19 protein-coding genes are annotated in these 24,093 nt (G+C 60.4%); 4 read left to right on the top strand and 15 right to left on the bottom strand.

Annotation, left to right across the window (positions count from 1 at the left end; translation table 11 throughout):
* Window positions 1–95 precede the first annotated feature (95 nt).
* The 15 genes from B1722_RS09335 to yaaA form a co-directional block, all read right to left on the bottom strand.
* Window positions 96–920 (bottom strand): SDR family oxidoreductase, encoded by an 825-nt coding sequence (locus tag B1722_RS09335; RefSeq protein ID WP_086792238.1) that lies wholly within the window; start codon window positions 918–920, stop codon window positions 96–98.
* A gap of 37 nt (window positions 921–957) precedes the next feature.
* Entirely contained in the window at window positions 958–1,422 is a 465-nt protein-coding gene (locus B1722_RS09330; RefSeq protein ID WP_041064846.1) for a hypothetical protein, read from the bottom strand.
* A 234-nt stretch (window positions 1,423–1,656) separates the two neighbouring features.
* Complete coding sequence (locus B1722_RS09325) at window positions 1,657–3,108, bottom strand: mannose-1-phosphate guanylyltransferase/mannose-6-phosphate isomerase (protein ID WP_003221833.1); 1,452 nt, start codon at window positions 3,106–3,108, stop codon at window positions 1,657–1,659.
* A 211-nt stretch (window positions 3,109–3,319) separates the two neighbouring features.
* On the bottom strand, window positions 3,320–3,976 hold the full coding sequence (locus B1722_RS09320) for an alginate O-acetyltransferase AlgF (RefSeq protein ID WP_086792236.1): 657 nt from the start codon (window positions 3,974–3,976) through the stop codon (window positions 3,320–3,322).
* Window positions 3,977–3,991: 15 nt separating this feature from the next.
* A complete protein-coding gene (locus B1722_RS09315) occupies window positions 3,992–5,164 on the bottom strand; it encodes an alginate O-acetyltransferase (protein ID WP_086792234.1) in 1,173 nt (390 codons plus the stop codon).
* Between the two features lie 10 nt (window positions 5,165–5,174).
* Complete coding sequence (locus B1722_RS09310) at window positions 5,175–6,740, bottom strand: MBOAT family protein (protein ID WP_086792232.1); 1,566 nt, start codon at window positions 6,738–6,740, stop codon at window positions 5,175–5,177.
* Window positions 6,741–6,950: 210 nt separating this feature from the next.
* Window positions 6,951–8,075: a mannuronate-specific alginate lyase gene (locus B1722_RS09305; protein ID WP_086792230.1), complete on the bottom strand. Its 1,125-nt coding sequence runs from the start codon at window positions 8,073–8,075 to the stop codon at window positions 6,951–6,953.
* An 8-nt stretch (window positions 8,076–8,083) separates the two neighbouring features.
* Entirely contained in the window at window positions 8,084–9,544 is a 1,461-nt protein-coding gene (locus B1722_RS09300) for an alginate O-acetyltransferase (RefSeq protein WP_086792228.1), read from the bottom strand.
* A gap of 10 nt (window positions 9,545–9,554) precedes the next feature.
* On the bottom strand, window positions 9,555–11,141 hold the full coding sequence (algG, locus tag B1722_RS09295; protein WP_041064886.1) for a mannuronan 5-epimerase AlgG: 1,587 nt from the start codon (window positions 11,139–11,141) through the stop codon (window positions 9,555–9,557).
* 26 nt (window positions 11,142–11,167) lie between these two features.
* Window positions 11,168–12,649, bottom strand: a complete 1,482-nt coding sequence (locus B1722_RS09290) for an alginate export family protein (protein ID WP_086792226.1) — start codon at window positions 12,647–12,649, stop codon at window positions 11,168–11,170.
* The gene (algK, locus tag B1722_RS09285) at window positions 12,646–14,157 is read right to left on the bottom strand and encodes an alginate biosynthesis TPR repeat lipoprotein AlgK (RefSeq protein WP_174377057.1); all 1,512 of its coding nucleotides are present in this window, start codon (window positions 14,155–14,157) and stop codon (window positions 12,646–12,648) included. Before algK ends, B1722_RS09290 begins: the two co-directional genes overlap by 4 nt.
* Window positions 14,158–14,166: 9 nt before the next feature.
* Window positions 14,167–15,336: an alginate biosynthesis protein Alg44 gene (locus tag B1722_RS09280; protein WP_086792223.1), complete on the bottom strand. Its 1,170-nt coding sequence runs from the start codon at window positions 15,334–15,336 to the stop codon at window positions 14,167–14,169.
* Between the two features lie 35 nt (window positions 15,337–15,371).
* On the bottom strand, window positions 15,372–16,853 hold the full coding sequence (alg8, locus tag B1722_RS09275; RefSeq protein ID WP_217436834.1) for a glycosyltransferase family 2 protein: 1,482 nt from the start codon (window positions 16,851–16,853) through the stop codon (window positions 15,372–15,374).
* A gap of 196 nt (window positions 16,854–17,049) precedes the next feature.
* Window positions 17,050–18,366 (bottom strand): nucleotide sugar dehydrogenase, encoded by a 1,317-nt coding sequence (locus tag B1722_RS09270; RefSeq protein WP_041064820.1) that lies wholly within the window; start codon window positions 18,364–18,366, stop codon window positions 17,050–17,052.
* Between the two features lie 810 nt (window positions 18,367–19,176).
* The gene (gene yaaA / locus B1722_RS09265; RefSeq protein ID WP_086792221.1) at window positions 19,177–19,956 is read right to left on the bottom strand and encodes a peroxide stress protein YaaA; all 780 of its coding nucleotides are present in this window, start codon (window positions 19,954–19,956) and stop codon (window positions 19,177–19,179) included.
* Between the two features lie 373 nt (window positions 19,957–20,329).
* On the opposite strand from yaaA, the gene B1722_RS09260 reads away from it, so the two are divergent.
* From B1722_RS09260 to moaD, 4 genes are all read left to right on the top strand, one after another.
* Window positions 20,330–21,406: a polysaccharide deacetylase family protein gene (locus tag B1722_RS09260; RefSeq protein ID WP_371260339.1), complete on the top strand. Its 1,077-nt coding sequence runs from the start codon at window positions 20,330–20,332 to the stop codon at window positions 21,404–21,406.
* Between the two features lie 337 nt (window positions 21,407–21,743).
* Complete coding sequence (locus tag B1722_RS09255) at window positions 21,744–23,138, top strand: PhoH family protein (protein ID WP_041064814.1); 1,395 nt, start codon at window positions 21,744–21,746, stop codon at window positions 23,136–23,138.
* Between the two features lie 240 nt (window positions 23,139–23,378).
* Window positions 23,379–23,852, top strand: coding sequence for a cyclic pyranopterin monophosphate synthase MoaC (gene moaC / locus B1722_RS09250; protein WP_008080206.1), 474 nt, complete (start codon window positions 23,379–23,381; stop codon window positions 23,850–23,852).
* Complete coding sequence (gene moaD / locus B1722_RS09245; RefSeq protein ID WP_041064806.1) at window positions 23,849–24,091, top strand: molybdopterin converting factor subunit 1; 243 nt, start codon at window positions 23,849–23,851, stop codon at window positions 24,089–24,091. Before moaC ends, moaD begins: the two co-directional genes overlap by 4 nt.
* Window positions 24,092–24,093 lie beyond the last annotated feature (2 nt).

Genomic DNA, 24,093 nt, shown 5'->3' with positions numbered 1-24,093 from the left:
GAGATTCTAGGGTTGCTGAGCAACATAGAATCTCCCACATTAGGAATGCATTCTCCTGTGGGAGCGAGCCTGCTCGCGAAAGCGTCAACCCGGTCTCAGAGCTTTGCGCGCAACCCGAACCGCCGCATCAACGTCGACTCCAGCAACCCCTTGGGCAACACCATCGCCAGCAACGGCAACGCCCGGCTACCATTACCCAGGCGGATCAGTCGTGGCGGTGTGCTTTGTTGCACAGCCTTGAGCAACTCAGCCGCAAACTCACTGGCCGGCGTCGGCTTGTCCTGCGATGCTTTGGCCCGCGCGCGAATCCCCTCGCGCAACGGAAACCACGGCGATTGCTCGTTGATCAACTGCTCGGCCTCATGCCCTGCGTTCTTGGCGAAGCTCGACTGAATCGCCCCGGGCTGGACCTCCATCACGCGAATGCCGAACGGCGCCAGCTCCATGCGTAAGGCATCGCTCAGCGCATGCACCGCCGCTTTCGAGGCGCAGTAGGCGCCAGCGAACGGCGTCACCAGCACGCCTGAGACACTGCCGATGTTCACCACCAGGCCCTTGGCCCGGCGCAGCATCGGGAACAGTGCGCGAGTCACGCCGACAATCGAGAACACGTTGGTTTCGAACTGGCGCTGCATGGCCGGCACGCCGCCGTCGAGCAGCGGCCCCATCGCGCCATAACCGGCGTTGTTGATCAGCACATCGAGGCCGCCGTGTTGCTGGTTGAGGCGTTCGGCGAGCTGTTCCAGCGCCACGTTGTCATTGACGTCCAGCGCAATGGCGGTGAACCCGGCAGCGGTGAGGGCCGCGACATCTTCGGTTTTGCGCGCAGTGGCCCAGACTTCGTAGCCGGCGGCTTTGAATGCATCGGCGAGGGCGCGGCCAATGCCGCTGGAGCAACCGGTAATCAACGCAACGGGCATGGCGCATTCCTTGTGCAAAAAAAGCTGGGGAGAAGGATCAGTCGGAGAAACTGCCCTGCAAACGCTCGGCGCGAAACTCCAGGGTTTGTGGGCGATAACCGGGGCGCAGCGGAGGCAGCGGCAGGCAGTCTTCCCAGTCGCCACCGGCCTGCAGTTCGCCGGGGCCGCGATAGCGCGGGGCGGTGTATTGGTTGTCGGCCAGATTGACCGTGTCGCCGGGCGCGTAGGCTGCAATGCGCCAGCGTAATTCGGTCAGCGGCACGTCGTTGCCGTTTTTCATTTTCAGTTGCAGCGGACGATCCGCCGGGCATTGTTCAGGCGCATAGACAATGCGCATCTCCAGACGCGCCAGTTGCTTGAGCTCGCGGTTGTCCAGCCACACCACCCAGACCGCGACCAATCCCAAACCAATGGCAGCCGCGACAGATACCGGCACAGCCTTGGCCGGATAGCGCAGCAACAGGATCAGCCAGGTAATGACCAGCAAGACGCCGATGAACATGTCGCACAACCTCGAGTAGAGAGAGGGTCATCCTACCTAAGCGTAGGTGAGGTTGGCGATGGGCAGGGTAAAGTCAAAAGATCGCAGCCTGCGGCAGCTCCTACAGTTGGAACGCGTTTTCCCTGTAGGAGCTGCCGCAGGCTGCGATCTTTTGCTTCTAAAAAAAGCCCCCGCCCAACCCACTGCGGATAGGGGACGCAGCGGGCTGGACGGGGGCTTCTTATTGCCGGGAGATCACTGCGCGATGGTTTTCACCGACACGCCGCGTTCGATCGGGGTGGAGCGACCGTAGATGTCTTCGAATCGTTCGATATCGTCTTCACCCAGGTACGAACCCGACTGCACTTCGATGATTTCCAGCGGGATCTTGCCCGGGTTGCGCAGGCGATGCACCGAAGCGATCGGGATGTAGGTCGACTGGTTCTCGCAGAGCAGGAACACGTTGTCATCGCAGGTCACTTCGGCGGTGCCGCTGACCACGATCCAGTGTTCGGCGCGGTGGTGGTGCATCTGCAACGACAGGCACGCGCCCGGCTTCACCGAGATGTGCTTGACCTGGAAGCGGCCGCCCATGTCCACCGAGTCATACGAGCCCCACGGACGGTAGACCTCGCAGTGGTTCTGGGTTTCGCTGCGGCCCTGCTCGTTGAGGGTGTTGACCATCTGCTTGACGCCCTGAACCTTGTCCTTGTGGGCGATCATCATCGCGTCTTTGGTTTCGACCACGACGATGTTTTCCAGGCCGATCACCGACACCAGTTTGCCGTTGCCGTGGATCATGCAGTTCTTGCTGTCCTGGATCACCACGTCGCCCTTGCTGACGTTGCCGTTGGCGTCTTTCTCGTTGACTTCCCACAGCGACGACCAGCAACCGACATCGCTCCAGCCGGCGCTCAGCGGCACCACGCAGGCGCGCTGGGTTTTTTCCATCACCGAGTAGTCGATGGAGTTGTCAGGGCAGCAGGCGAAAGTGGCTTCGTCCAGGGTGACGGTGTCGGCGTCCTGCTGGCTGCGCTCGAGGGTCAGCAGGCAGGTGTCGTAGATGTCCGGATCGTGCTTTTTCAGCTCTTCGAGGAAGCGGCTGGCGCGGAACAGGAACATGCCGCTGTTCCAGTAGTAGCCGCCGGATTCAACGTATTCGGTGGCGCGTTTGACGTCAGGTTTCTCGACGAAGTGCGAGACGCGGCTGACGCCTTCGGGCAGCAGCGAGTCGCCGGTGGATTTGATGTAGCCGTAGCCGGTTTCCGGTTTGGTCGCCGGCACGCCGAACAGCACCATCTCACCGTTTTCGGCGGCGACGGTGGCCAGGGCCAATGCGCGTTGCAGGGCTTTCTGGTCTTCCAGCACGTGGTCGGCCGGCAGCACCAGCATCAGTTCGTCACGGCCTTCGTTGACCAACATCATCGCGGTCAGCGCCACGGCCGGCGCGGTGTTGCGGCCAAACGGCTCCATGAGGATGCGCTGGCATTCAAGGTTACGGTTGGCCAACTGTTCGTTGACGATGAAACGGTGATCCTTGTTGCAGACCACGATCGGCGTGTCCATGCCTTCGAACACCAGGCGCTCCAGCGTTTGCTGGAACAGCGTGTGTTCACCGGTCAGGGCCAGGAATTGTTTAGGGAATTGCTTACGCGAAAGCGGCCAAAGACGTGAACCGCTACCACCTGACAAGATCACCGGAATCATGTTGTTTACTCCATAAAAATCGATTGGTTAGAGGCACGAACGTTGTGTCGTTTCACTCTTGTTGTTGTCGCGTATCCGAACTCTTGCCTCGGTCCCTGTGGGAGCCTGGCTTGCCAGCGATGGCATCACCTCGGTGTATCTGCAGAACCGAGGTGTCTGCATCGCTGGCAAGCCAGCTCCCACAGGAGGCCGGGTCAGTTCATGAAATGTGTTAGCGCGTCGACACCGGGCGTTTTACCCAGACTGGCGACAGGCTGCTGCCGGAGCCGGTGACGTACAGCACCGCGGCTTCACCACGCTCCAGCGCGACCGGTTTCACGTCGCCGACTTTCTTGTCGCCTTCGTACAGCGCCAGGCTGACTTTCACCGGGTTGATTTCACGCTCGCCACGGCCCTTGGCGGCCACGTTCGGCACCACCTCGGTCTTGCCGTCGGCGGTCTTCAGGGTCAGCGGCTTGTCGCTGAGGTTCTGCACGCGCACCAGGGATTTCTGCTTGTTCTTGAACGGCGGTTCTTCGATCAGTTGCGGCGCGCCGGACGCGTTGTTGACCAGGGTGTAGTAGTGGTCACCGGCCAGTTTGACCGGCAGGGTCTGGCTGCCGACTTTGGCGCTGTAGTCACCGCCCGGCATGAAGCTGAAGTCGCTGCTGGCCAGTGGCGCTACGTCACTCAGATTGGTGCTGCCGACGGTGGCGCTGACTTCGGCGTTGCTGGCGTTGTAGACCCGCACGAAGGTCGAGCCTTTCGGTGCGGTCGGGCCGTACAGCGCGGCGTCGCCAGCGGCGAAAGCCTGGACGGAAAGCACGCTGAGGCCTGCAACCAGTGCGAAGCGTTTGGCGAGACGACGAGGAGTAGTAGTGAAAGTCATGGTGTTACCTCTCTTTCAGTTTTGCGCCCGATCGGGCGTCTCGGATTTAGTGTTGATGGCTACGTTTTGTTGGCGAGCACCGGCTTGTTTGAGCTCTGCGACCCACTGCGGGTCGGCGTCGCCGATTTCGTTGTTCACAGGCAGATATCGTTCAGGAAACTCCCAGATCAGCACCTGTGGCGGGCTGTTCTTGAAGTCATCGCTTTTCAGGTAGCTGAGCATCGGCAGGATCGGGCCGTGGCCGTCCTCGGCGTAATTCACGACGTCGCTGTGCAGCGCTTGTTTCAGCGCCCCGACGAAGTTCCAGTTGGGGTTGGCGCTGTAGCTGGTGCCGATCAGTGCGACCGGGACTTCGTTGCTGGCGAACAGCGCGTCGTCACCGGCCGGTTGCTCGGCGGCCACGGTGTTGCGCTTTTGCAGCGGCTCTTGCGCCGGCATCAGGTTTTCGAACAGCGGATCCAGCGGCAGGAACAGACGCAGGTCGCCCTTGTGCGTGACCCTTTCCGCTGGCGTGGTGACAAAGCGCTGCGGCTCGCCGCTGAGCGGGAACTTGTCGGCGATGGTCTTGGCCAGGGTGTTGGCCGCAATCTCGGCGCCTTCCGGGGTCCAGTGGGTGTCGGTGCGCAGGAACACTTGCTGACCGTTTTGCTTGGCCTGTTGCAGCGGGCCGAGCAGGTCCGGGGCGAGGATCTTGTCCGCCGCGACACGGGCGTGGAAGTCCTGATAAAGGTTGGCGTGAATGCTCGCCGGTTTCACTTCACCCAGGTGTTCCGGGTACAGGCGCACCTTGGCCGGCACGATCGCCATCACCAGTTTCACGCCTTTCTCTTTCAGGGTCTGACGCACGCCTTCAACCAGCGCGTAGTTGCCTTGCAGGTTCAGCTCTTCGTTGACGATCGGGTTGAATTCCTCGTCGCTGTACAGCCACTGATCGCGACCAAGCACTACGCCCGGACGCCCTTCGTTGAACAGTTTGAAATCCAGCGCCGCCCAGAGGTTGGTGCCCAGTCGCTTGATCGGAAACTGATCGTCGTAGTGGGTTTCCACGGCTTTGGTCCAGCGACCGTTGAGCACCGTCGCGTCGGCATTGGTGTTGAAGCCGAAGAAGCTGCGCATCGACCACAGACCGAGCACCAGCAGGGTCAGCAGAAACAGCGCGATGTAGAAGATGCGTAATGAGCGGGTCATGTCAGATCCCTCAGAACTGGAAGTAAAGGAACGGCGAGAAGCTTTGCGCCGAGAGTTTGAGAATCGAGGCGATGAACAGCAGCAGGATCAGCCCGCGCATCACGTAGCGCGACCAGTCCGCCGTCCAGTACGCCGGTTGCACCTGGGCTTCGACGCCGACGGTGTAGCCAGGCTCGTGGATGCTCGCCGGGTTTTCGCCGGGGGCTGCCTTGATCATTCCCGGGGTCGCGGTGGCAGGGCCGTTGGCCTCGACGTTGACTTCAGGTTTGCTCTTCACTGGAGGCTGGTTGGTGTACAGATCACGCAGGCCGAAGAACGCCAGCGTTGCGTACGCCACCACCAGGGTTGCCACTTGCAGACCGGTGAGGCTGGCGCGGTTGAGTTCCGACAGCGACCAGTCGCTGAAGCTGAACATCGCGCCGTACATGCGCCCGGCGACGTGCAGGTTCTCGGCACGGAAGATCACCCAGCCCATCACCACCAGCAGGAAGGTCAGTACCCAGCGGATCGGGTTCAGGCTGCGCGGCGAGGTGTTGATGCCGAGCATTTTTTCGATCGCCAGCCACATGCCGTGCCAGGCGCCCCAGACGATGTAAGTGATGTTCGCGCCGTGCCACAGCCCACCCAGCAGCATGGTCAGGAACAGGTTGCGATAGGTCATCAGCGTGCCTTTGCGGTTACCGCCGAGGGTGATGTACAGGTAGTCACGCAGCCAGGTCGACAGGCTGATGTGCCAGCGACGCCAGAACTCGGTGATCGACTGGCTGATGTACGGCTGCTTGAAGTTTTCCATGAAGCGGAAACCCATCATCAGGCCCAGACCGATGGCCATGTCGCTGTAACCGGAGAAGTCGAAATACAGCTGCGCGGTGTACGCCAGTGCGCCCAGCCAGGCATCCCCGGTGGTCGGGTTTTGCAGGGCGAAGCAATGGTCGGCGACCACCGCGAGGGTGTCGGCGATGAACACCTTCTTGATGAAACCCTGCATGAACCGCGTGCAGCCTTCGGAGAACTTGTCGAGGGTGTGGGTGCGGTTGTTGAACTGGTCGGCGAGGTCGCGAAAACGCAGAACCGGGCCGGCAATCAGGTGCGGGAAGATCGCCACGAACGCCGCGAAGTCGATCAGGTTGCGCGTGGCCGGGGTATCGCCGCGGTACACGTCGATGATGTAGCTGATCGACTCGAAGATATAGAACGAGATACCGATCGGCAGCAGCACATGGGTCAGGATGAACGGCTCCAGACCGAACGAGGTCATGATCGCGTTGATGCTGTCCACGCCGAAATTGGCGTATTTGAAGTAGCCGAGGATGCACAGGTCGACCGCGACGCCGAGCAGCAGCCAGCGCTGCGCCGGTTTGGTGCGCACGCCGGCGGCACCGACTTTCAGGCCGATCCAGTAGTTCCACAGGGTGACGCCGGCGAACAGCGCCAGGAAGTCCACCCGCCACCACGCGTAGAACACGTAGCTGGCGATCAGCAGCAACAGGTTGCGATAGCGTTGCCCGCTCAGGTAGTACAAGCCGAGAAAGATCGGCAAGAACAGAAACAGGAACACGTTGGATGAAAATACCATCCCGATCTCTCCATGTTTGAACCAACAGTCAAGGGCCAAAGCCCCCCCAAACCCCCCATGAAAATTCCGGGGGATGTATTGCATCCAGATTCACCACAACCCGTGTGGGAGCTGGCTTGCCAGCGATAGCGTCAGGTCGGTCGACATCCGTGTTGAATGTCGGATTGCAATCGCTGGCAAGCCAGCTCCCACAGGGTTTTGTGTCCTGCCTTATGAACCCTTGTTGCCCTTCTCGTGGGACGGGTCGTAGACCTTGGTCAGGTCGCCGCCGAGGCGGAAGGTCTTGAACGGTTGCATGCCGTGCTTCTTCTCGATCACATCCGCCGGGCAGGTGTAGAGGGTGCAGAACGGTTCGAGCCAGGCGAATTTCATGTCCTCTTTCAGGTCGGTCATGTCCTGCTCTTTGCCGTTCTTATTCTCGAACTGATCCGGGTCTTTCACCCCGGCCAGCACCCGGTCACCCAGACGCTTGAGCGCGCTGTTGTTTTCCTGACGCAGATCGACACCGTTGACCTGGGCGAAGCTGGCGATCATCGCCAGTGGCGGCAGGGCGTAGTTGTGATAGGCGAGGGCGCGTTGCTGGCGCTTGAGTTCGTTGGGCAGGAAGCCGTCGGCGTCGACTTGATTGACCCCGACCTTGTATTCCTTGACCGCCCAATCAAACAGGTCGCGACGGTTGGTGGCGATCGAGGTCGCCATCACCGACCACGCGGCCCAGTACGAGTGGTTGTTGGTTTTTTCCAGCGGCAGGTTGTCCCAGTCGCTGACCACCTGATCGGCCATCTTGCTGAACCACGCCTCGATCTGCTGCGCTTCTTGCTGATGCGTGGCCAGCGGATGCGAGTCGGAGAACTTCAGGCGAATGTACGACGAGGCCATGCTGCCCAGCGCCCATTTGCGCATCGACTTGCCGGTGTGGTTGAAGTCTTTCGACATCAACGCATCGGCCTTGGCCCACGCGGTCAACCAGTTGAGCGTGCAGTCGAGCTGCTCCGGACGACCGTCGCGCATGAACTGCATGACGCGTTTGGCGGTGCCGCGCTCCAGCGTGGTGATGTCCTTGGTGGTGTCGCGGAAGGCTTTTTCCGACTGCACGTTCAGGGTCGCGCGGGCCTTGTCCGAGCCTTCGTATTTGCTGCGAAATTGCAGCGGTCCGGTGTACGGCGCCGGCATCGCATCGCAGCCTTCGCTCTTGTCGCCGGACTTGAATTTATCCACCGGGGCGAAGTAGCCCTGCGGCGGGCGCAGTGGCGCGGCGGCCTGAGTGGCCCCGGCGAACATCGCCAGGGTCAGCAGGGATGGTGCAAGCAAATGTTTGATCGTTCGATTTCGCATAGCAGACCTCATTGCCCGAGCTGAGCGGTTTGTGGCCCAGCGCCCGGGAATACGTTGCGTTTGCAGATTTTCGCTTCGACTTTTTGCGGCGCAGTACCCGCTTCCGGGCCCTGGACTTCGACTGCCAGCAGATTTTGCGAGGCCCAGTCTTCGTCCGTGCGCAGCTCAAAGGCGAAACGACCGTCGGTGTCGGAGGTTTCCGGTTTCTCGATCTTGATGTCCTCGTGGCGACCGTTCATGTACCAGAGGGTGGCTTGCAGGGTTTTCACCGAGGTGTCGGCGAAGCGGATGTCGACCTGATGGCTGCTGTTCTGCAGGTTCAGGTTCTTGCTGTTGACCAGCAGTTCCTGTTTGCCGCCAGGCCTGAGCGTGGTGCTGGCGGACATTTGCGCGTCTTTGCCTTCGCAGCCGTTGTCGAGCAGCGACATCATCTGGCGGTAGATGGTCTCCTGGTCGAGACGGTACAGCGGCGAGAATTCCCAGATCAGAATCTTCGGCGGGGTCTTCTGGAATTCGTCGCTACCGAGGTACTGCAGCATCGAACCTTCGAGACCACCGCCGGGGAAGGCGACGTTGAGGATGTCGGCGCCGATTGCCTCTTCGAGGAAGCCGGCGAAGTTGTAGTTCTTGCCGCTGTGCGAGGTGCCCACGAGGGTGATTTGCGGGTTGCCGGAATCACCGAACAGGTCGCCGTCACCGGCCTCGCCTTTTGGCTCGGTGGTGAACTGGTCCATGTACTGGATCGCGTAACTGGTGCCGCACAGTTGCCCGGCCATGTTGTGCAGGGTGCCGGTCTTGCCCATGCGCCCGGTGCGCTTGGTCTCGAATTCACGCTTGGGAATGTCGGCGAAGGCCGGGATCTGCTTGACCTTCTCGGCGACGATTTTCGCTGTGCGCTGAGCACCGTATGGCGTCCAGTGCTGGTCGCCACGGAAGTAGAAATCGTGGGCGGGCAGGGTGTCCGGCAGCGATTCGTTGGTCAGCGGCGACAGGTCCGGTACCACGTAACCCATCTTGGCGAAACGGCCGAGCATGGTCTTGTAGTTGCCCAGCGCTTTCTCGTAATCGAACGCGGCTTTTTCCTGCGGGTTGAGCTTGTTGCGGTTCACCAAACCACGGGTCGGCTGATAGACGATCACCAGTTCGACGCCTTTGGCCTTGAACGCATCGTGCAGCTGTTGCAGGCGTTTGTAGCCGGCCGGGGTGGTGTTGAACTCGGTGCGCAGATCTTCCTGGGTACGGAACAGCCAGTCGCCCTGCGCCTGCACCAGGGTGGTGAAGTTCTGCTGATAACGCGTGGTGTAGTTCTTCGCGTCGTGCGCGGCCGGGCACAGGTTGCAGCACGGTTCGGCGCTGAATTTTGGTGCGGTGGCGCCCGCCGCTTCATCGGCGCGGGCAGCATTGCTGGCCGCCAGAATGCCCACGGTCAGGGCCGACAGGCTGAGTAATTTGATCAAGTGTGGGTGCATAAAATTATCCTCAGTCCCGCAGTTCGGTCTGGCGTTCGACAGGGTCGATCAGTACGGCTTTCTGCTGGCGTACCAGCAGGTCGAGAATTTCATCCTGGCGCTCACCGAGGATGCCGTTGAAGCTGATGCCGCTGGATTTGGTCGGCGCCAGCATCGATACGCGATACAGCTCGACGCTCAACGGCGAGTCGATGGCCATCGGGCCGCTGCCGTTGGCCGCCAGTTCACCGCCAACCACGATCAGCGAGACCTGGGCGTCGAACGGGTCGAGCTTGATGTCTCGGTCGGTGTCGGTCAGGTCCTTGATGTGGCCGTAGACGCCGGTCAGCCCGTTGGCCATGGCGACGTTTTCGTAGAGGCGGATGTTCACGCTGTTACGAATGCGGATGCCGTGGCGCTTGTTGCTGATGACCTTGTTGCCCCACAGCAGGTTGTCGGCGGACTCGTAGAGGGTGATGCCGTCCGTGTGGTTCTTGTAGATCTCGTTGTAGGCGATGATGTTGTTGACGCTGTTACGGTCGATCACCAGGCCCGAGAGGTGGTTGTCGTAGCTCTTGTTGTTGAAGATGAAGCTGTCGTTCACTTCACGGGAAATGATGATGCCGTGCTTCTTCTTCGTACCGTGGACGGTGTTCTCGGCAATGATCAGACCGTGGGAACGGTCGTGCGGGTCGATGCCGTAGACGATGTTGTCCTTGTAGGTGTTGCCCTTGACCACGAAGTCGCGGGTCTCGTAGCAGTAGAAGCCGTACCACATGTCGGAGAACTCGGAGCCGACGATCCAGCCGGTCGGCTCTGGACGCTTGAGGACCTTGGCCATGTTCGGCGTGTACTGGGAAATACTCACCCCGTACGACTTACTGTTGGCGTAACCGAAACTGGCCATCTTGCTGTTGACGATGTAGGTCTCGGTGCCGCCCCAGGCCAGCAGGAACGGACGGAATTCCTTCGGCGAACGGAAGGTCGCCGGGCCGTTGTCCTTCTCGCGCCAGCCAGTGACTTTGGTGTCACGCACGAACAGCTGACCGTCGTTGACCAGGAACGAACCAGCCTCTTGCGACAGGCGCAATTCCTGGGTCTGGCCGTCGATTTCGAGGATGCCTTTACGGCCCACCACGATCGGCAGCTTCGCCAGGTACACGCCCGGCGAGGTCTCGCTGAAGTACTGCTTGGGCAGCTTCTGCGCCAGATCCTTGAGGTTCAGGTAACCGTCGTCGACGAAGATCGCCTGCGGGATACCGTGCTGACGCACCACCCATTCGGCCATCTTGTTGTCGCCGCCGATGAAGTCCTTCAGGGCGTCTTCCTGCATCATCCGGCGCACGCTGATCTTGCCCGGTTTGCTGCGGTTGATCTTCGCAGCGGCAGCCTCGGCGGTGAAGCCGGACAGGTCGGGCAGTTTCGGCTTGGCCAGTTCCAGCGCCTCGGTCGGCGCGCTGCTGACGGTGTAGGTCTTGGCTTGTTGCAGCTCTTTGGCGGTGGTCACCGGCTTGCCCTGTTGAGGCACGGCCGGTTCCACCGTGGCGAACGCGCCAGCGGAGGCCAGCAGCATGGCGCCGGCCAACAGGCTGAGCGAGCCTTTCCTTGCGTGGTGCATGTCGGGCACTCCCTTGGCGGTTTGCATCAGAAGCGCCAGATCACGTCGATGAACGCGCGGTGCATGTACGAATCGACCTGGCTGCCATAGGCATCACCCGGCTTGAACACACCGCCACGGAAACGCACCAGCGCCGACGGTTCGTCGATCGACTGGCTCAACGCCGCCGGCAGCAAGCCTTGCTTGAAGTACTTGGTCACCACCAGGTCCATTTCCTGACCCAGGTCCTTGTTGCCATCCTGCAGCGGCAGCGAGGTGCTGGAGAGGATCGCGCCGGTGACGTCGTCGGTGTTGTTCTCCACGGCGTTGATGCCGTTGCTGCCCACCGGCTTGTTGCCGTCCACGCGCCAGAACTTGTGGTAGATCAGGCTGGCGTCGTACTGGTCGTTGAGCATCCACGAACCGAACAGGGTCGCAGTCTGCATGTTGTTCATTTCGCCACGGAACGCTTCGCCGAAACGGTGCACGCGCGAGCGGGTACCGGTGTAGTTGGAGCGGTTGCTTTCCAGACCGTTCTGCTGGTAATCGGCGCTGGCGCGGGCGTAGGCCGCACCGACCTGCCATTGCGGATCGAGGCGCAGACGCACGCCAAGGTCGGTGGCCCAGCCGTTGATGTCATCACTGCGCTTGGCTTGCGCCGGACGGCTGCCATCGGCGTTCAGCGGGTTGACCGAATCGAGGTCGCCGCTCATGCCAGTGATGCTGCCCCAGTAGTTGACGGTGTTGGTGTTGCGCCAGTTGTAGGCGTCGCTGTCGGCGGTCAGACCGAGCCAGCTGATGTCGCCGTTCTGGGTTTTGTCGAGGGTGTCGCGGGGCACGCCCGGTTCGGCGTAATCGAGCTTGCCGTTGTCGTGGGTGTGATGACCGCGAATGCCGACCCAGTTACCCGGTGTCCACTGGTAGGCGGCATCGGCGTAGGCGTGCAGGCGATCCTTGTCTTTCGGCGCCAGCTCTTTGAGGTCAGTGCGGTATTCGCTGAAGCGTTCGGCAACACCGACATTGGCGCGCAACAGGGTGGTGTCGAAGGTCCAGTTCAGCGCTTCGATGTTGGTGTCGCGCCATTGGCCGTCGTCATTGCGCAGACGCTGGCGACCGAACTTGAGCATCTCGCCGGGGTACGGCGTCAGGCCGCTGTAGCCGACCCAGAACTCGCGCATCGCCAGGTAGTTTTTCTTGGTTTTGCGATCACTGTTGTCGGTGGTTTGTTCACCGTCGGACTGCTGCAGGGTGTCGGTCTCGATGATGTCGGTCGAGGTCACGGCCTGACCCATGGCGTAGGCGCTCCACGCGCCGCTTTCGCCGTAGATCCATGGACGCAGGTCCAGGCCCACACCGTTGACGTCGCCACCGCTGGCGGTGCCGAGGTCGCGGTCGTCTTCGGACTGGCCGGTGATTTTCACTTCCAGACCGAAGTTCTTGGTTTCCGTGATCGCGGCCAGTGTCGGGCAAGACCAGATCAGCGCGAACGTGAGGCCAATGCCGGCCTTCACAAAGGGATTCAACTTCATAGGGATTCCTCGCCGTCTTCTTCTTGCAGGGCGTGCAGTTGCAGCGTGTTCTGGTTCAGGGCGCCACGGCTGGCCTGTTCCTGTTGCAGCAGGCGCTGGGCTTCGGCCAGACGCTCGGGCGGCAATTGCGCTGCGAGGGTGGTCGCCAGTTCATCGGCTTGCGGGGTGTTCTGCGCCTTGGCCAATTGGCTGAATACATAGGCGTTGAGCGGATCGGGCTTGGTGCCCTTGCCTTGGGAAAACAGTTGGGCGATGGCGAAATCGGCGCTGTTCTGGCCATTGCGCGCAGCGGTCAGCAGGTGGTCGAGAGCCTTCTGCGGATAGACCTTGCCCAGGTAACCACGGCGATAAATCTGGCCGAGGTAATAGTCGGCGGCGACTTCGCGGCCGACGGCTTTCTGGAAGTGTTCTTCGGCGACTTTCGCGTCGGCCGGCACCAGTTTGCCTTCGTAGTAGAGCTTGCCCAGCAACAGTTCGGCGCGCGGCTGGTCGGCGGCGCGGCCGTTGTCCAGGTACTTCATCATCTGATCGACGTCGCCCAGTTCCGGGAAGTCGTAAAGCAGTTGCGCGAGGGTCACCCACGATGCCGGGTAGCCCGGTGCGATCGGTTCGAGCAGCGACTGCGCGGTCTTCTCGTCGGTTTTGCCGAGGGTCGAATCGGCCAGCACGCGGGCCACCGAATCGACGCGCTGCGCGCTGACCGTGCCACGGCTGTAACCGGCCTGCATCTGCTTGATCAGCTCGGCCTGTTGCTCCGGCTGGGCGCGTTTCTGATAGACCGTGGCCAGTTCGACGTAGCAGATGTCGGTGGTGTTGAGCGCGGCCTTGCAGATCTTTTCCACGTCATCCAGATGCTGGTCGTAAGTGCCTTGGGTGCGATACAGCAGCACCTGCGCCAGACCCGCTTCCGGGTAGCCGGATTTGCGCCACTGATCGATCTGCTGCTGCGCGTTGATGTTCGGGAAGCTGTGCGGGAATTGCAGGTACAGCATCGCCAGCGGGATCAGCGTGTTGCCTTCGCCATTGGCGGCGGCTTTTTTCAGCAGACTTTCGGCTTCGTGGTGCTCGGCTTCGGTGGAGCCCGGTTTGGCCACCAGCAGGCGACCGAGACGGGCCTGGGCCCGTGGCGAAACATCGGCGGCGGCGCGGTAGGTGGCCTCGGCCTGTTTGATCTGCTCGGGGTCGCGGCTGTCGACCTGGATATCGGCCAGACCGACCTGCGCCTCGCTGTAACCCAGATCCGCCAGCGCACGGTAGTTCTGCGCGGCGGTGGCGGTGTCGCCACGCTTGAGCGCTTCGTTGGCCAGACGCTGGTCGGGCAGGCCGGCGCAACCGGCCAGACTGACTGCCAAAGCCAGCGAGCACACCATATGACCTTTGTGGGAGCTGGCTTGCCAGCGATTCAGGCGACTCGGTGTGTCAGACAGACCGCAGTGATCCAATCGCTGGCAAGCCAGCTCCCACAGGGATCGCGGTGTTCTCAGGAGACTGATGATGGTCACAGGCATGTCCTCGACTTAAAGACCGGCAGCCATGGCTTTGTCGATCAGCCAGTTCAGGTTCGGACCACGGTCGCTGTTCACTTCCACCGGGCGGCCGGCGAAGCTGCTGTCCAGCGGTTCGTCCGGCTGGATCTGCACGCGGATGTCGGAGGACAGGTCGGCGCTCTTCAGGCTGGTGCTGCTGACGATCTTGCCGGTGCGGCTCTTGTCTTCGCCGGCGATCTGGAAGCTCACTGGCGTACCCGGACGCACGTCGCCGAACTGGCGATAGGAGAAGCGTGCATCGACGGTGGCCTGGGTGTTGCGCGGCACCAGAGTGAAGATCACATCACCCTTGCTCGCGTACTGACCGTCAGCCACCAGTTGCTGGGCCACGGTGCAATCGCACGGCGAGGTCAGGGTGCCGGTCATTTGTTTGCCGAACAGTTCTTCCACCTTGGCCGGTTGCAACTGGTCTTCGTCCAGATGGCCCTTGAGCACGTCGAGCATGCTGGTGCTGAAGGTCGCCAGCGGGGCGCCTTTGGCGGCCACGCCGTCGGACTTGACCAGGCTCTGCACGGTGCCGTCACGCGGCATGGTGATGTTCATCCCCGGCACGCTGACCAGACCGGCTTGCGCATGGCTGACGAAGTACATGCCGTACACCGACTTGAAGACGAAACCGAACGCCACCAGGCCGATGGCGAATACCCCGGCGCTGAAGGTCACCGCTTTCAGACGCCCGAACGGGGTCATGCCGCTGCCGCCGTCCTTGACCTTGCGCGCCTTGGTGAAGTTGTCACGCTGCAGGGTCGCCAGCACTTCACCCATGCTGACGATGTCGCCGGCCAGGTGCGACGTGATCAGGTGACGCAGGGTCGAGATGTCTTGCGGTTCGAGGTTCTGGAACTGGCAACCGACGCGGCCGCTCTGGCGGTCGTAGGAGCGCACTTGCAGTTCGACGTCCATGGCCAGGCCGAGATTGTCGATCACGAATTGCAGGCGTGCCTTGTACACGTCGCCGGTCTTGAGCGGCAGTTGTCCGGCGTTGAACGCCAGACCACCGGCGGACAGGTCCAGGACCCGCGCCTCGACCGGCGTCCGGTCCGGGCCGAAGAAGCGCAGTTTGGCCGGGATTTTCACTCGGGCGTGCTGACGCTGGGCTTCGGATTCATGCACTACGTTGGCGTTGACGGCGGTATTCATGGGGGCGATTTCCTTGTTAATTCAATAGGGGCAGGTCAGACCATCATCAGCAGCACGGCGACGAAAATGCTGCCGGCGGAGAAGGTCATGGTCCGAGACGACCAGGTGTTGAACCAACGTTGAAAGCTGGCGAGATCACGGGTCAGGGAAGTGGGTTGGCGCGTCCAGGATTGCTGGTCGAGGCGGAAGAACACGTAGATCTTCACCAGCGCACCGACGATCTGGTTGTAATACAGAATCACGGGATAGGCCGGGCCGATCCGGTGACCGGAGCACGACAGCAGCAAGGTCAGAATCAGGCGCGTGATGCCGATCCACAGCAGGTAGGCGAGGATGAACGCGCCGCCGTACTTGAAGCTGGCGATGATCGCCACGGTCAGGCCCAGCAGCGAGGTCCACATCGATACGCGCTGGTCGAACAGCACCACCGAAGTGAAGGCGCCGAGGCGTTTCACACCCAGGCCCAGCGCTCGCGAGTTCTGGCGCAGGTTGTTGCCGTACCAGCGGAACATCAGTTTGCGGCTGGCCTTGATGAAGCTCTTTTCCGGCGGGTGTTCAACGGTGTTGATCGCGGCGTCCGGCACGTAAAAGGTGTCGTAACCCAGGCGCATCAGGCTGAACCAGCTCGATTTGTCGTCACCGGTGAGGAACTTGAAACGGCCCAGGCGCCAGTGTTGCAGCGAGTCGCTTTCGACGTCAGCGATGAATTCCGGGTCGGTCACCACGGTGGCGCGGAACACCGACATACGCCCGGTCATGGTCAGCACGCGCTTGGACAGGGCCATCGAGCACATGTTGATGTGACGCTGGGCGAAACGCAGCTTGTGCCATTCGCTCATGATGTAGCCGCCGCGCACTTCGCAGAATTCGTTGGTGGTCAGGCCGCCGACATTGCCGAACAGCTGGAACCACGGCACGGTCTTGCGCACGGTGCCTTCACCGAGCACGGTGTCACCGTCGATCACGGCCACCACGGCGCGGTCGTCCGGCAGGTGACGGGAGATCGCGCGGAAACCGTAGGCCAGGCCATCACGCTTGCCGGTGCCGGGGATGCGCACGAAGTCGAGCTTCACCCGGTCTGGCGGATTCATCCGCGCCCACAGCGCCTTGACCAGCAGCTCATCGGACATTTCGACGATCGAGCAGACTACGGTGGTCGGCAGTTCGCAGTCGATGGCTTCGCGGATCACCGAGCTGTAGACCTGCGCGGTGGTGAGCGCGTCGATACGGAAACTGGTGACCATCAGAAACACATGCGACGGGTCCGCCGCTTTACCCAGCTTGCGCACTTTGCGGCGCAGGTGCGGGTAGACGATGTAGAGAAAAATCATGCCGCGCACAAAGTGCGTTGCACCCATCGAGTAGCGCCAGATACCCACGGCGCCAATCAGGAAAATGAAGTCCTTCGACTCGGAGTCGAATGTGGACGTGGGCAGCATCAAGGCCAGACCCATCAACAAACTGAGGTAAAACAGCCAACCGGCGGCCTGAAGTAGGCCGTGCTTTAGCCTGTGCATAATCTGCATCCGTCTCTATCTCGGGCGAGCCTGTCGGGTGGCCCGATGGGGTTAAGGCAGGCATACAAAAACTTGCAAGGACATGTAGGAGCTGCCGAAGGCTGCGATCTTTTGATCTTTGCGGGTTCACTCAAGACTCAAGTGGCCGGGGTAAAGATCGCAGCCTCGTTTCACTCGTCAGCTCCTACAGGGCTGTTTACCAGCAGATACCTTCAGTGCGAGTACCTGGGTTGGTGGCTTTGGCCATGAAGCCGACCAGGTCGATGACCTGTTTGCCTTGCGGTGCTTCCTGGGCCAGCGCGCGGAATTTCTCGTCGCGGTTGCCGAGGATGATCACGTCGGAGTTGTCGATCACCGAATCGAAGTCCGCGTTGAGCAGGGACGACACGTGCGGGATCTTCGACTCGATGTAGTCCTTGTTCGCGCCGTGAACACGGGCGTACTCGACGTTGCTGTCGTAGATGCTCAGGTCATAGCCCTTGCCGATCAGCATTTCGGCCAGTTCCACCAGCGGACTTTCGCGCAGGTCGTCGGTGCCGGCCTTGAAGCTCAGGCCGAGCAGGGCGACTTTGCGTTTGTCGTGGCTTTCAACGATGTCGAAGGCGTTCTGCACTTGTGATTCGTTGCTGCGCATCAGCGAGTTGAGCAGCGGAGCTTCGACGTCCAGCGAACCGGCGCGGTAGGTCAGGGCGCGTACGTCTTTGGGCAGGCACGAACCGCCGAAGGCGAAGCCCGGGCGCATGTAGTACTGGGACAGGTTGAGCGTCTTGTCCTGGCAGACCACGTCCATCACTTCACGACCATCGACGCCGACCGCTTTGGCGATGTTGCCGATCTCGTTGGCGAAGGTGACCTTGGTTGCGTGCCAGACGTTGCAGGTGTACTTGATCATCTCGGCGACCGCGATGTCCTTGCGGATGATCGGCGCGTCGAGTTCTTCGTACAGCGATTGCAGAACGTCGCCCGAGGCCTTGTCGAACTCGCCGATGACGGTCATCGGTGGCAGGTCGTAGTCCTTGATCGCGGTGGATTCACGCAGGAATTCCGGGTTGACCGCGACGCCGAAATCGACACCGGCCTTCTTGCCCGAGCAGTCTTCGAGGATCGGGATGACCACGTTGGCGACGGTGCCCGGCAGCACGGTGCTGCGCACCACGATGGTGTGACGGGTGGATTTTTCACGCAGCACGAAACCGATCTCGCGGCACACCGCCTCGATGTAGTTCAGTTCCAGGTCGCCGTTCTTCTTGCTCGGTGTACCGACGCAGATCATCGACAGGTCGGTGTCACGAATTGCCTCGGCGAAGTTGGTTGTACCGCGCAGACGACCGGTCTCGATACCCTGGGCCAGAAGTTCGCCCAGACCCGGCTCAACAATCGGCGACTTGCCGGCGTTGATCATGTCGATCTTGTCTTTGGCAACATCGACGCCAACCACGTCATGGCCCCGTGCTGACAGGCAACCGGCACATACTGCGCCAACGTAACCCAAACCAAATATGCTGATGCGCATCGCAAATACCTCTGTGTTTTATCAAGCCATTAGATGGCCGGAGTTAATGGTGTTCAGCGGTCATAGTGCACTCGAAAGTGCGGCAAACAGGCGCCACAATGCCGTGTGCAGGCATACTAAGTTCCGAGTGTCTAAATAAGTGCACTCAAGATGTGCGCAACTAGGCCTGGTTGTTATGACTTGCCCTGTTATGCAGCGGATCTTCTTGCTGGAAGACTCTTGTGCATGTGTTCAGTCCACCTGATGTCGGACGAAAGGCCCGTAGATCAAGCGGTTGGGTGCTCAGGCGAGCACAATTACAGGGGCGCAGCCTTGGCCTTGTAGAGGATGTTTATGGTGCGTATCACCTATCCATCGTTAGTTGATCAGATGAGTGAACCATCTAGGCAAGTTGCTGTGACAACTTGGTTACATGGTTCTCCGCTCTGCGTAAGTTATCTCGTACAAGCTCGGCGAGAATCGTTACCGGTGGTATGAGCTATGCATTTGGACATAGTTCCTACCCGCTCATCGCGAAATCTGAAATTTTTTGAAATATTGCCAAAGATGGCACTGGTCTCAATTTGATAGCACTTTCGATTTGGGCCTTTGTTAATCGGTGCGTAATTGAGCTAGATAGTTTTGTGCCACTACCGTAAAAAAATTTGCGTGCCACTACTGAAAAAAAGTGCGGCTGTCGAGTGAAACTAAAATTAGAATTGGGTGGGACGATTTTATGGCGCCAATAAAACGGCGAAATGTGGCGGGGGATTTTTGACGTCGTGCGAGCTGCACGACTCTTTATAGAAAGAGTCGTGCAATGGGCATGCTTTATTCCGGGGCGTGATCGCGCAAAAACACCAGATTGTCCGGTTTCGATTGTTCGGCGCTGTAGCGATAACCCTGCACATCGAACTGCTTGAGCAGGGCGGGATCGTTGATTTTTTCCTGAATCACGAAACGGCTCATCAGGCCGCGGGCCTTTTTCGCGTAGAAACTGATGATCTTGTACTGACCGTTCTTCAGGTCCTTGAAATCGGTGTTGATGATCCGGGCGTTCAGGGCGCTGCGTTTGACCGCCGAAAAGTACTCGTTGGACGCCAGGTTCAGCAGCACATCGTCGCCTTGCTCGACGAGCGCTTCGTTGAGCCATTCGCTGATGCGGGTGCCCCAGAACGCGTACAGATCCTTGCCACGGGCGTTGGCCAGTTTGGTGCCCATTTCCAGACGATACGGCTGCATCAGGTCCAGCGGACGCAGCAGACCATAGAGCCCGGAGAGCATGCGCAGGTGCTTTTGCGCATAGTCGAACTGGGCTTCGCTGAACGATTGCGCGTCTAGCCCGGTGTACACGTCACCCTTGAACGCGAGCAGCGCCTGCTTGGCGTTTTCCGGGGTGAAGGCGGGCGTCCAGCTGCCGAAACGCGCGGCGTTGAGCCCGCCGATCTTGTCGGACACGTGCATCAGTGCGCTGATTTGCGCCGGGCTCAGTTCGCGCAGTTGCTGGATCAGCTCCTGGGAATGGTCCAGGTATTGCGGCTGGGTAAAGCGCTGGGTCGCCGGCGGTGTTTCGTAATCGAGGGTCTTGGCGGGGGAAATCACCATCAGCATGAAGTCGTCTCCTTTAATCGTGGGGGCGATTCTAGGGGGTTGGCCGAGTGGACTCCAGCTATGAGGGTAATAGGTATCAGGAAGCTCGGGCTTTTGCGACGGCTGGTGGATTTTCCCCTCACCCCAGCCCTCTCCCGGAGGGAGAGGGAGCTGACCGTGTTGTTCTAGAGTCATACATCGACCTGAAATATCCAGTCGAACTCAGGTTTGAAAACATGAAGATCGGCTCCCTCTCCCTCCGGGAGAGGGCTGGGGTGAGGGCAGCGTCCTTGAAGCTTGCACATCAGCTATAGTGCCGCGCGGGTTTGGTTATGGAGACACCCCTTTGCGCATTGTTCTTTTATTCACGGCGTGGCTGCTGAGCTGCGGGGCCATGGCGGCACCGGGCGATGTGGCGACGCTGGATCGCAGCACCTGGCCGGAGCAGCTCAGCAATCCGACGCTGTTCGACGTCGCCTCGCGCGCGGAAATCCTCATGTTCGCCCGGGGCCTGCTAGGCACCGAGGCGCTGGACGAGGCCGCGCTGGCCCAGCGCCTTGGGCTGCGCACGGTCAACGTCGACGCGATCAGCCACCTGCGTCAGCGGCTTTGGGAACGTCTGTTGGCCAACTACAACTTCGCCCAGCAGAGCTGCGATCAGGATGCCTCGTTCTGCTTCCTCGTCGAAGACCTGCCGACCCTGCGCGAGCAGGCCGCCAAGTTCGTGGTCAGCGACGACAGTTATTACACCAAATGGGCCGAACCGAGCCGGTTGTTTCATCTGCAGTACCTGGACGAGCTGATGCGCAAGGCCGCGCTGTCGCCGCAGACCAGCAGTGAAATCGATCGTTTCGGCGACTATGAACGCAGCGGCGACGAGATGCATGACCGGCTGTTTCTGCTGAGTTTCGACAGCGCTGCAAACCTGCAGCCGGACAACACCGACTGGATCGCCGACTACCTGCGCAAAGCCAATCTCAGCGGCACGTTCTTCCTGTTGGGCAAGGACGTGCAGGCGCGACTGGCGGATCGCTCGGTGAGCAATCTGCAATCGGAGTTCTCGAAACAGTGTGTCGGGGTGCAGGGTTGGGAGTTCCGTTCCCACAGCTATTGGCAGGACTGGCAGGACTCGGTGCGCCGCAGCAGTGACCTGGTGAAGAACAAGTTGCCGGAAAACTACGTGCCGCTGTTCCGTCCGCCGGAGGGGCAGCGTCGCTCTGATGCTGGCAGTTTCTTGCGCAATCAGGGCCTGCAAGTGGCGCTGTGGGACATCGATGCCCAGGATGGTGCCGGCAAGCTGAAGGGTGCGCAGAGCGCGCAGCGAGTGCTGACCCTAATGCTGCTATGGCGTCACGGGGTGATCAATTTCAACATGAAACAGGATGCGGTGAAGACCGCGTTGCCGTGGCTGATCACGCAAACTGCGCAAAGTGGCATCGGCTTTGAAGACTGTCAGGACGGGTTTCGCTGACAAACGGAAAAAGCCCGGAAACATTGGGCTTGGGGCGATTTTTCTAGAGGATTCGATGCAGGCGGACTTCCGACTTTAGCGGGGTCTGGACGGTCCGCCAAGGGCTTTTCGTCACTCTGCAAAATAAACTTAAAAAAACCGTCAAAGTGCTTTTTTATGTCATGGGTTTTGGAGTATTACGAAGACAGACCGCCGAAACCTGCAACACAGGTGGCGTCTTCCAAGACTCCTTTTGTGTGCAGTTCATCCAGGCCCTCGTGGATGAATTCGGCAGTCACTTCGAGGCGCAGCACCGCCCAGGTATTGCGTCGAATGGCTCCCACAAAGGTGACCGAGTATGGATGATCACGGACGTAGCCCTTCTTCCAACCAGCCAATCCTTTATGTACTCGATACCAACGTATTGATTCACGATCCAAATGCCCTGCTGAATTTCGAAGAACACCACGTCGCGATCCCGATGACCGTGCTTGAGGAGCTGGACAAGCTCAAGAGCGGCCATCACAGCGTTGCTGCCGAATGCCGCCAGGCGATCCGCCTGATCGACAAGACCCTGGGCGATGCCTCCCCCGAGGACGTCGAGCTGGGCGTGCCGATCCAGCGCGGCAAGGGCGGGCCGAAAGGCTTGCTGTCAATTCTGATGAGCAAACAGGCCGAGTCGAACCTGATTCTGCCCGAGCACCTGAACGACAACAAAATCATCAACCAGTTGATCGACCTGCACACCCGTGATCCGCAGAAGGCGGTGGTGCTGGTCACCAAAGACATCAACATGCGCCTTAAGGCACGCGCCTGCGGCATCGATGCCGAGGACTACAGCACCGACCAACTGGTCGACGACGTGTCGCTGCTGCCCAACGGTTATCACAACATGACCGGCTCCTTCTGGGACCGCGTGAGCAAGGTCGATACCCGTCAGGATCACGGCCGCACCTGGCATCAGGTGCAGCTGATCGACAACCTGCCCGCAGTGCACATCAACGAGTTCATCATTGACGAACAAGGCTTTGTAGGCTGGATCAAGGAAATCCAGGAAGACAAGCTGCTGATCCTCGACCTGCACCAGGAACCGCTGCTGCACCAGGAAGCCTGGGGCCTCAAACCACGGGACATCTATCAGAGTCTGGCGCTCTACGCGCTGCTGGATCCGGACATTCATCTGGTCAACCTGTCGGGTGCTGCCGGTTCCGGTAAAACTATTCTGGCGCTGGCCGCGGCGATCGAGCAGACCATGGTCAGCAAGCGCTATCGCCGCATCATCGCGACCCGCAGCGTGCAGGGCCTGGACCAGGAGATCGGCTTCCTGCCCGGCACCGAAGCGGAAAAAATGGAGCCTTGGCTGGGCGCCATCACCGACAACCTCGAAGCCTTGCACATGGATGATGAAAACACCCATGGCAGCGTCGATTACATCCTCAGCAAAGTGCCGTTGCAGTTCAAATCGCTCAACTACATTCGCGGTCGCAGCTTCCAGCAGAGCCTGATCCTGATCGACGAATGCCAGAACCTTACGCCGCACCAGATGAAAACCATCATCACCCGGGCCGGCGCCGGTTCCAAAGTGGTGTGCCTGGGCAACCTGGCACAGATCGACACCCCTTACCTGTCCGCGACCAGCTCCGGGCTGACCTACCTGACCGAACGCTTCAAGGATTTCCCCAACGGGGTGCACATCACCCTGCAGGGCGTGCCACGCTCGATTCTGGCCGAATACGCCGAATCGCATCTGTAACCCTTCACCCAAAACCGGGCGGCCTGACAGCCGCCCGTTTTTTTTATGGATAGATACACAACCCAATGTGGGAGCGAGCTTGCTCGCGAATGCGGTGTGTCAGTCACCATCGATGTAGCCTGATGCACCGCCTTCGCGAGCAAGCTCGCTCCCACAGGGTGCAACGGTGAATTCATAATCAGTGGTGCGGAAATTTGACCCACAGGTTTACAATCCCTGCTCCTGATCAGGAGTAATCCCGTGCTGACTCATCTCGATTCCCAAGGTCGCGCCAACATGGTCGACGTCACCGAAAAAGCCGTGACATTCCGTGAGGCGACCGCCCAGGCGCTGGTGCGCATGCTGCCCGAAACCCTGCAGATGATCGTCAGCGGCGGCCATCCCAAGGGTGACGTGTTTGCCGTCGCTCGGATTGCCGGCATTCAGGCCGCGAAGAAAACCAGTGATCTGATCCCGTTGTGCCATCCGCTGATGCTCACCGGTGTCAAGGTCGAACTCAGTGCAGAAGGCGAAGACAGCGTACGCATCGTCGCCCGCTGCAAGCTCTCCGGGCAGACCGGCGTGGAGATGGAAGCACTGACCGCTGCCAGCGTTGCCGCGCTGACCATTTACGATATGTGCAAGGCCGTGGACCGGGGCATGACCATCGAAAGCGTGCGTTTGCTGGAAAAGGTCGGCGGCAAGAGCGGGCATTTTCAGGCGGAGCAACCATGAAACTGACGGTTAAATTCTTTGCGCGTTATCGTGAAGCGTTGGGCGTGGACTCGGTCAAGGTCGAAGGCGATTTCGCCACGGTCGACGATGTCCGTGCGCTGCTCGCGCAACGCGATGGCGCGGAGGTCTTGAGCGAGCAGAACCTGATGTGCGCGCGCAACGAAGACCTGTGCCAGCTCAACGAGCCGGTGAGCGACGGCGACGAAGTGGCGTTTTTTCCCACCGTGACCGGAGGCTGACG

Source organism: Pseudomonas sp. SCPG-7 (assembly GCF_002156405.1).
Taxonomy (GTDB): Bacteria; Pseudomonadota; Gammaproteobacteria; order Pseudomonadales; family Pseudomonadaceae; genus Aquipseudomonas; species Aquipseudomonas parakoreensis.
The sequence above is the reverse complement of the archived record's forward strand: the minus strand, read 5'-3'. Positions and strand labels throughout refer to the sequence as shown.